We start from the raw sequence: 9,017 nt of genomic DNA on the forward strand, positions 1-9,017 counted from the left end.
ATTAAGAGCAGGCTTAGGTATGGTTGAAGGCATTCACAACATCATTCCAAGTGCTAAAATTGGTCATGTTGGTGTATACCGTGATGAAGAAACCTTAGAACCACACGAGTACTTTGCGAAATTCCCAACCGATATCAAAGAAAGTGCCGTTTTAATCGTTGACCCAATGCTTGCAACTGGTGGGTCTGCTTCAGCAGCCATCGAAATTGTGAAAAGACGTGGGGCAACCGACATTAGATTCGTTGGCCTAGTAGGCTGTCCTGAAGGGGTTAAACGTCTTCAAGCAGATCATCCTGATGTCGATATTTACTTAGCAGCAATGGATGAAAAATTAAACGAAAAAGGGCATCGCCACGCTCACCGCAGGCCAAATGGTCTTTACGCTCGTCCCGTCTACGTTGGTCCGCGTCGCAGTCGCAGGACTCTTCGCGATCCCCGCCGCCATTGCGGGCTATCATGCCACGCACGGGCTCGCCGCGCTGGCGATCCCGGCTGAGGGATGGCGCCAAGCCTTTGCCCTTTTCGGCGCTGGAGCGATCAGCCTCACTGCCCTGGCTCGGCTCGCTTTGCCCCGCGGGGCAGGCTTTCGAGCCACCCCTTCAGACGCGCGTCTATCAGGGCAATAACGTCTCGCCAGAATGATTCCCCGCCCCGACCGACCCGAGCAGGTGCAGCAGCTCAGGTCATCACCATGACGCACCGGGCGCGAACGAGGCTGGAGAGTATGGCCCCCTTCTTGTCTGAGATTGGCGATTAAGCGCGGTTGCCGGTTAAACGAGCCTGCCCATTGCCGCTTTCGTTCAGGGAGCCTCCCACGGCGACTCGGCGAAGATCGACAACCCCCATGAGCATTTCACTTCTATACTGCCACCCCGACAATCGGGCCGTGCGCGCCGTTTTGTACGCTGGACTATCCGACAATGCGCCGTCTGCGTTTTTGCCTTGCTTGGAGCCAAGGACATTCGCCAGGTCTCCGGTTGGATCGGCTATCAATGCACACACCCAAGCGGTCTCTTGATGGACTGATCTGGCCGAAGGCCGGCTTCGCCTCGATCGCCTCAGCCGCAACGCCTGTCGTCCGACTTTCTTCCCCGGCCCGGCGGGCCTCCTCGCGGGACAAGAAAGTCTCCCGACCGACATCCTCCGCTGCGCTGCGGCCCTGAAGGGTGCGGCGTCGATCGCCTCCGGCCCCTTGATCACCATCGAGGCCGCGATGGGCGCGGTGCTCGAAATAGCATCCAAGGAGACTTAACATGGCGACCATCGGCACCTTCAAGAAGAGCGGCAACGAGTTCAGCGGCGAGATCGTGACGCTCAGCGTCCAGGCCAAGGGCGTCCGCATCGTCCCCGAGGCGAACCGCAGCGGCGACAACGCGCCGAGCCATCGGGTTTACGTCGGCCGTGCCGAGATCGGCGCCGCCTGGAGCAAGACCTCGAACGAGGGCCGCGAATATCTGGGCCTCAAGCTCGATGATCCCAGCTTCACCGCTCCGATCTACGCCAATCTCTTCGACGACGAAGAGGGCGACACCTTCAGCCTGATCTGGTCGCGCGCCGCCAAGCGCAACGGCGACTGAGCCTCTCACCCCGCCCGGGCCAGCCCGGGCGGGGACTCGCCCCGCCGCGTATTCTTACAGGTCCTGGCTTAGGTCTTAGAAGCCGGCGCCGGTTCCGCCCCGGGGTCGGGCCGACGCAACAGATCGGCCGCTTCGACACCTAAAACGTGCGCCAACCGATCCAGCACATCGATGCTGGCGGCATAAACACACCGTTCCAATGAACTGATATACGTCCGGTCGATCTCGGCACGGTGCGCGAGCTCTTCCTGCGAAAGCTCTTGAGCCTGCCGGTAATTTCGCAGGTTAAGCGCGAGTACCTCTCGTATCTCCATGAACGAGACAGCACTGGCTTGTAGAGTATTTCACCACGGAGTATTCTCTACAGACCATTGGCTTGAAGGCTGTGAGCGTGCCCCCGCGTCCCATTTCCAGCAGTGCCGTAGTGCAAAAAACTGCTTGTGCGGCAACGCTTGGCGGTTTCATTAACCTCGTGATTCAGCCCCCTCTCAGCCGCGCTCGCCCGTGATGGCCAACTCGCCGCTTTCAGATCTCGCCCCAGACGGTCCCGATCTCACCGCCTATGATCGTGACCAGATGGCCACCTATCTGCGTCTGATTGATGCCGCCGACGACGGCGCTGATTGGCGCGAGGCGGTGGAAATCATCTTTGGCGTCGATCCGAACGCCGACCTTGAGCGGGCGCGTGCCACCTACGACAGCCACTTGGCACGGGCGCGGTGGATTAGCGCGCAGGGGTATCAATCGCTTGTTTGGCCCAAAGCCTGACGTCCGTGCTGCCCGCCATCACGCGATAGAATATCCATTTTGGCGTGATCGGTTTTCACGAACACCATGCCTAGCTCACCGGGGTTCAATCCCAAGAAGGCCATCCCGAATCCTATAGCGGCGCGCAACCCTCATGTCCATCTCCTGGTACGCGGGCGTGATCAGGATGGCGCCGACCTCGTTATCAGCCGGGACTATATCAGTCGCGGTCTGCGAGGTCAGGCTGAGCGGCTCGTGTCACTGGAGCTTGGGCCGCGAAGCGACCAAGAGGTCAGCTTGATCCTGCGGCGTGAGGTCAGTGCGGAGCGGTGGACCCGCCTGGATCGAACATTGCGCGACTATGCCGACGACACCGGCGGCGTCATCGATCTCCGTCCTGGTGGGCACGCTCACGGCGACAAAGACCTGCACGATCTATTGGTCGGCCGTGCCCAGCATCTGCAGCGCCTCGGCATCACCGATCAGATTGGCCCCGCGCAATGGACCATCGCACCCGACGCCGAGACGACTCTGCGGGCGTTAGGCGAACGCGGAGACATCATCAAAACGATGCATCGGGCGCTCGATCGGCAAGGTCAATCGCGCGGCGTCGCCGACTTCGCAATTCACGGCGAGGGCTCGCCGAACGTCCTCGGCCGCCTCGTTGATCGCGGCCTCCAAGATGAACTGGCAGGAACCGGCTATGTCGTCATCGATGGGATCGATGGCCGAACCCATCACGTCCGGCTACCGAGCATCGAAGCCACAGGTGATGCCAAGATCGGTGCAATCGTGGAGGTGCGTCCCTTCACCGGCGCGGACAATCAGCAGCGTCTCACCCTCTCGGTGCGATCGGATTACGATCTGGCCGAACAGGTGTCCGCCACCGGTGCGACCTGGCTCGATCGTCATCTCGTCGGCCGAGATCCGCCGCCAGTCGCCAGCACAGGGTTCGGCGCCGAAGTTCACGAGGCGCTCGATCAGCGCACAGACACACTCGCCGCAGTGGGTCTGGCCAATCGACGCCGCCAAGGCGCGGTCTTCGCACGCGACCTGATTGATACGCTGAGACAAAGCGAGCTGGCCAATGCCTCAGGTCATCTGGCAAGCGAAACCGGCCTTCCCTATCGGCCCTCGGAGCCGGGCAATCATGTCGCCGGCCTCTACCGCCAGCGCGTCAACCTCGCCTCAGGCCGCTTCGCCATGATCGACAACGGCCTGGGCTTTGAGCTCGTGCCCTGGAAGCCTGCCCTCGATCAGCATCTCGGCCGCCAAGTCACAGGCGTGATGCTTCCTGGCGGGGGCGTCGATTGGTCGATGGGTCGCAAGCGAGGGCTCGGCATCGGCTGACCCCGCCGTTCTGCACGACAGCCTAGCCGATCCTACGACGCGACTGACAATGCCCTTGCAACGCCAGACGCTCACCCCACCGTCAGCGCCTGCGCTGCGGGAGTTTCCTTATGTCCGCGACCAAAATCCTCTGGGGCCAGGTTCTGATTGTCGCCCTCATTGTGCTGGCTTCGGTCTGGGGGGCCACGCAATGGACCGCATGGCAGTTGGGTTATCAGCCCGAACTGGGACGACCATGGTTTGTCCTTATGGGGCATCCGATCTACGCGCCGCCCGCGTTCTTCTGGTGGTGGTATTTTTTCGACGCCTACGCCCCCAAGATCTTTTATCAAGGCGCTGTCATCGCCTCCGCAGGCGGATTTGCGTCGATCGCGGTCGCGGTCGGCATGTCTGTATGGCGTGCCCGTGAGGCGAAGAATGTCACGACCTACGGGTCGGCGCGCTGGGCGACGCCTGGCGAATTGCGAACCGCCAAATTGCTTGGCGACGATGGCGTCATTCTCGGTCGCTTTCACCAGCGGTATCTGCGCCATGATGGTCCCGAGCATGTGCTGTGTTTTGCGCCGACGCGGTCCGGTAAGGGGGTCGGCCTCGTCATCCCGACCCTGCTTACCTGGCCGGGCGCCTGTATTGTTCACGACATCAAGGGCGAAAATTTCGGACTGACGGCGGGGTGGCGCAACCGGTTCAGCCACGTCCTGCGCTTCGACCCCACCGATACCAGCTCGGATGCGTATAACCCTCTGCTCGAAGTCCGGCGCGGCCCCTCCGAAGTGCGCGACGTGCAGAACATCGCCGATATTCTGGTTGATCCCGAGGGCGCACTCGAGAAACGCAATCACTGGGAAAAAACCAGTCACGCCCTGCTCGTCGGCGCGATCCTGCACGTCCTCTATGCCGAAGCCGACAAGACGTTGGCGGGCGTTGCCAACTTCCTTTCGGATCCCAGGCGTCCCATCGATACGACGCTGCGCGCCATGATGACGACTCCGCATCTCGGCGATGACGGCGTTCATCCCGTCGTTGCGTCGGCCGCGCGCGAACTGTTGAACAAAAGCGAAAACGAGCGATCGGGCGTGCTGTCGACCGCGATGTCGTTCCTCGGCCTCTACCGCGACCCTGTCGTCGCGCGCGTGACGCGCCGATGCGATTGGCGGATTTCTGATCTTGTTGATCGGCGAGACCCGGTCACGCTCTATCTGATTGTCCCGCCATCCGACATCTCGCGCACCAAGCCCCTGATCCGGCTGATCCTCAATCAGGTCGGGCGACGCCTGACCGAGGACCTTGCTGCCAAGGGACGGCGCCACCGCCTGCTGTTGATGCTCGACGAGTTCCCCGCGCTCGGTCGCCTGGACTTTTTCGAGTCGGCGCTTGCCTTCATGGCTGGCTACGGCATCCGCAGCTTCCTTATCGCTCAAAGTCTCAACCAGATCGAAAAGGCTTACGGGCCGAACAATGCGATCCTCGACAACTGCCATGTGCGAGTGAGTTTCGCGACCAACGACGAGCGCACCGCCAAACGTGTAAGCGATGCCTTGGGAACCGCGACCGAGATCCGCGATGCCCGCAACTATGCCGGCCATCGTCTATCGCCCTGGCTCGGCCATTTGATGGTTTCGCGTCAGGAAACAGCGCGGCCGCTGCTCACCCCGGGCGAAATCATGCAGCTCCCGCCGAGCGACGCGATCGTGCTCGTTTCAGGACTCTTCCCGGTCCGTGCGACGAAGGCGCGCTATTATGAGGACCGCCAACTCAAGGCGCGACTACTGCCTCCTCCCACCGAACCGACCCAGCGCGAGGAGGTTGGCGCGCAGAGCGATGATTGGAGCGCGCTGGCGCCGCTGCCATTTGCGCCGACAGCGGCAAGGACTTCAGGGGATGATGCCATCGATGCCGACGCCGACGATTCTGCCAATGCCGGAATCCGGCGGGAGCCGGAAATTCCCGCGCATGAGGCAATAGCGCCGGAGACACCGCTGCCCGCGCGCGAGTTCGACGCGCTGGACGACGAGCCTGACGACGACGCCCTTCGCGCTCAGACGCTGCAGGCGCGAATGCGTGGCATGGCGCGCCAGGCCGCACTCGATCCTGATGATGGGATCGTATTGTGAAGCCGCCTCCCAGGATCAAACAGACCTTCCGCATTCCCGCTGAGTTGAGCCGGGATTTGGCTGACTATGCCCGGCGCCGGCGGGTCGCCCAGGGCGACGTGGTGCAAGCCGCATTGTCATCCCACTTATCACCAGACGGCGCCGACCGCCTGGAGGCGGCGCTGGCGAGACGGCTCGATCGCATGACCCGCCAGATCGACCGGCTTGAGCGCCACATCATGATCAGCAACGAAACATTGGCTCTTTTTGTGCGCTTCTGGCTGACGGCCGTGCCGCCGCTCCCCGACTCAGCCCAAGCGGCAGCTCAGGCAAAGGGCCGCGAACGCTTCGAGGGCTTTGTTGAAACCCTGGGGCGACGCCTCGCCAAGGGGCGCAGCTTCGCCGACGAGATCGTTCAGGACGTTCCGGCAACCACGAGCGCAGATCCCGACGAGGAGTGAACCGCCGTTTCCCTGCCATTGTACGCTACAGCCCTACTACGCCCTCAAGCCTATTGAATCAGTACGATATCGCCGCTTCTTGCTCGACCCGTTGACTGTCTCGCCTCCGGCGAGACGCGAAAACGGGACGACGTTCGTGACCACAGTTGCTTTCCGGTCCGAGAGTTTCGCACGCGGCGCACGGATGTTGCGGACCGCGCTGGGCGCCGACATCGCCGGGTATCTCGATGACCCGGGCGTCGTCGAAGTCATGCTCAACCCTGATGGGTCAGGCTGGTGGCCCACCACGTCGGAGCCGAGGTCCATGCCGGCAACCCGCGGGTCTCGGCCGAACTCCCCGAAACCGGCGAGCGCTTTGAGGGCCTGCTGCCTCCCGTCGTCGCCGCGCCCAGCTTCGCCATCCGTAAGCCCGCCGTCGCCGTCTTCACCCTGACCGATTATGTCGAGGCGGGGATCATGACCGCCGAGCAGGCCGAGAGCCTCCGCGCTGGCGTTTACGCCCGCAAGAACATCCTCGTGGTTGGCGGCACGTCCACCGGCAAAACGACACTCGTCAACGCCTTGCTCGCCGAGGTCGCCAGAACCGGCGACCGGGTGGTGCTTATCGAAGACACCCGCGAATTGCAGTGCGCGGCCCCAAATCTGGTCGCGCTACGGACCAAGGACGGCGCAGCGAGCTTGACCGACCTGGTTCGCTCGGCGCTGCGCCTGCGTCCTGACCGGATCCCGATTGGTGAGGTGCGCGGCGGCGAAGCGCTCGACCTGATCAAAGCATGGGGCACAGGCCACCCCGGCGGTGTCGGCACCTTACACGCCGGCTCCGCGCTTGGCGCTCTGCGGCGTCTCGAACAGCTCATCCAGGAAGCGGTGATCACAGTGCCGCGCGCGCTGATCGCCGAGACCATTGACCTGATCGCTGTTCTCTCCGGCCGCGGCACCACCCGCCGGCTCGCCGAGCTCATGCGCGTCGAAGGGCTGACCCCGGAGGGCGACTACCGGCTCATCCACCACCTCCAACCTTCGCCAGGAGACCTGCCATGACCATGTTCCGTCGCTGCTTGACCGGCGCAGCAACCTTCGCGCTGCTCGCGATCACAACCGCACCTGCCTACGCCGCCGGCTCCAACATGCCGTGGGAGGCGCCGCTCCAGTCGATCCTGGAGTCAATTCAGGGACCGGTCGCCAAGATCATCGCGGTGATGATCATCATCGTCACCGGGCTCACGCTCGCTTTTGGCGACACCTCGGGCGGTGCTCGCAAGATGGTCCAGATCGTCTTCGGGCTTTCGATCGCCTTCGCGGCCAGCTCGTTTTTCCTGTCCTTCTTCTCGTTCGGCGGTGGGGCGCTGGTCTGATGCTTGGCGCAGATGAACCCGCCGTCGGCTTCTATGCACCGGTTCGGCGCAGCCTGACCGAACCGATCCTTCTCGGTGGCGCTCCGCGTTCGCTGGCCATCATCAATGGCACGCTCGCCGCAGCTCTGGGGCTGGGGTTGCGGCTTTGGCTGGCTGGCCTGCTGATCTGGCTCGTCGGGCACATGGCCGCCGTATGGGCAGCGCGGCGCGACCCCGCCTTCGTCGACGTGGTGCGCCGCCACCTTCGCTACCCGACCCATTTCGGCGCGTGAGACCGGTAGTGCTGAATCTCTCCGAGTATCGCGGGAAATCCCAAGCTCTCTCCGATTTTCTGCCGTGGGCGGCATTGGTTGCCGAAGGCGTCATCCTCAACAAGGACGGCAGCTTTCAGCGCACTGCTCGGTTCCGCGGTCCGGATCTCGATAGCGCAACACCCGCCGAGTTGGTCTCCACGACCTCACGGCTCAACAATGCCTTGCGGCGCCTTGGCTCCGGATGGGCGATCTTCGTCGAGGCGCAGCGCCATCCGGCCAGTGCCTATCCGCCTGGCACGTTTCCGGACGGTGTCTCCAATCTCGTCGATTTCGAGCGCAGAGCACAGTTCGACGAAGCCGGCGCACACTATGAATCGTCCTATTTCCTGTCACTGGTCTGGTTGCCGCCGGCCGAGGACGCCGCCCGCGCCGAGGCCTGGCTGTACGAGGGCCGCGAGCAATCCGATATCAACGGTCACGAGCAACTCGCCACCTTCATCGATCGCACCGACCGCGTCCTCAACCTCGTTGACGGGTTCATGCCCGAAACCGCGTGGCTCAGCGACATTGAAACCCTGACCTATCTGCACGCGACGGTCTCGACCCACCGGCATCAAGTCCGGGTGCCCGAAACCCCCATGCACCTCGACGCCATCCTGGCCGATCAGGTGCTCACTGGCGGGCTAGAACCTCGCCTGGGTCAGGCTCACCTGCGCACGCTGACCATCATGGGCTTTCCGTCCCAAACCTGGCCGGGTCTGCTGGACGACCTCAACCGCCTCGCCTTCGATTATCGGTGGGTCACCCGGGCGATCTGCCTCGACAAGACCGACGCCGCGAAGGTCCTGGGCCGTATTCGCCGCCAATGGTTCGCCAAGCGCAAATCCATCGCCGCGATGCTCAAGGAAATCATGACGAACGAGGCCTCAGCCCTCATGGACAGCGACGCCGCCAACAAGGCCGTGGACGCCGACATGGCGCTTCAGGAGCTCGGCTCTGATCTGGTGGGAGCGGCCTATGTCACCGCAACCGTGACCATCTGGAACGATGACCCTCGCATCGCCGATGAGCGGCTGAGGCTCGTCGAAAAGGTGATCCAGGGCCGCGACTTCACCTGCATGGTCGAGCGCGTCAACGCCGTCGAGGCCTGGCTCGGCAGCCTGCCGGGGCACGTTTATGC

The 9,017-nt window shown here is 63.0% G+C and carries 9 protein-coding genes and 2 pseudogenes; 10 read left to right on the plus strand and 1 reads right to left on the minus strand.

Going from position 1 to position 9,017, the window contains the following annotated elements:
* Together upp and B7Y89_RS16235 are read left to right on the plus strand one after the other, a co-directional pair.
* Positions 1-496 (plus strand): uracil phosphoribosyltransferase (gene upp, locus B7Y89_RS16230; protein WP_292939883.1); only part of this gene is annotated, 496 nt, incomplete at its 5' end.
* A gap of 757 nt (positions 497-1,253) precedes the next feature.
* On the plus strand, positions 1,254-1,577 hold the full coding sequence (locus tag B7Y89_RS16235; RefSeq protein ID WP_069321281.1) for a DUF736 domain-containing protein: 324 nt from the start codon (positions 1,254-1,256) through the stop codon (positions 1,575-1,577).
* A gap of 68 nt (positions 1,578-1,645) precedes the next feature.
* Here the strand turns inward: B7Y89_RS16235 and B7Y89_RS16240 are convergent, their stop codons facing one another.
* Positions 1,646-1,891 (minus strand): helix-turn-helix transcriptional regulator, encoded by a 246-nt coding sequence (locus B7Y89_RS16240; RefSeq protein ID WP_292939964.1) that lies wholly within the window; start codon positions 1,889-1,891, stop codon positions 1,646-1,648.
* A gap of 193 nt (positions 1,892-2,084) precedes the next feature.
* Between B7Y89_RS16240 and B7Y89_RS16245 the strand changes: the two genes are divergently transcribed.
* The 8 genes and pseudogenes from B7Y89_RS16245 to B7Y89_RS16280 form a co-directional block, all read left to right on the plus strand.
* Positions 2,085-2,345, plus strand: coding sequence for a DUF2285 domain-containing protein (locus B7Y89_RS16245; RefSeq protein ID WP_292939967.1), 261 nt, complete (start codon positions 2,085-2,087; stop codon positions 2,343-2,345).
* A gap of 66 nt (positions 2,346-2,411) precedes the next feature.
* Positions 2,412-3,674, plus strand: coding sequence for a DUF3363 domain-containing protein (locus B7Y89_RS16250; RefSeq protein ID WP_292939970.1), 1,263 nt, complete (start codon positions 2,412-2,414; stop codon positions 3,672-3,674).
* A gap of 110 nt (positions 3,675-3,784) precedes the next feature.
* The gene (locus B7Y89_RS16255; RefSeq protein ID WP_292939973.1) at positions 3,785-5,788 is read left to right on the plus strand and encodes a conjugal transfer protein TraG; all 2,004 of its coding nucleotides are present in this window, start codon (positions 3,785-3,787) and stop codon (positions 5,786-5,788) included.
* Entirely contained in the window at positions 5,785-6,228 is a 444-nt protein-coding gene (locus tag B7Y89_RS16260; RefSeq protein WP_292939976.1) for a CopG family transcriptional regulator, read from the plus strand. Before B7Y89_RS16255 ends, B7Y89_RS16260 begins: the two co-directional genes overlap by 4 nt.
* 184 nt (positions 6,229-6,412) lie before the next feature.
* Positions 6,413-7,269 (plus strand): annotated as a pseudogene (trbB, locus tag B7Y89_RS16265) (P-type conjugative transfer ATPase TrbB).
* Positions 7,270-7,271: 2 nt separating this feature from the next.
* Positions 7,272-7,583, plus strand: a complete 312-nt coding sequence (locus B7Y89_RS16270) for a TrbC/VirB2 family protein (RefSeq protein ID WP_234803422.1) — start codon at positions 7,272-7,274, stop codon at positions 7,581-7,583.
* Complete coding sequence (locus B7Y89_RS16275; RefSeq protein ID WP_011157784.1) at positions 7,583-7,855, plus strand: VirB3 family type IV secretion system protein; 273 nt, start codon at positions 7,583-7,585, stop codon at positions 7,853-7,855. Before B7Y89_RS16270 ends, B7Y89_RS16275 begins: the two co-directional genes overlap by 1 nt.
* 8 nt (positions 7,856-7,863) lie before the next feature.
* Positions 7,864-9,017, plus strand: a pseudogene (locus B7Y89_RS16280) (conjugal transfer protein TrbE); the annotation flags it as partial.

The sequence above is a fragment of the Novosphingobium sp. 32-60-15 genome, from assembly GCF_002280675.1.
GTDB lineage: Bacteria > Pseudomonadota > Alphaproteobacteria > Sphingomonadales > Sphingomonadaceae > Novosphingobium.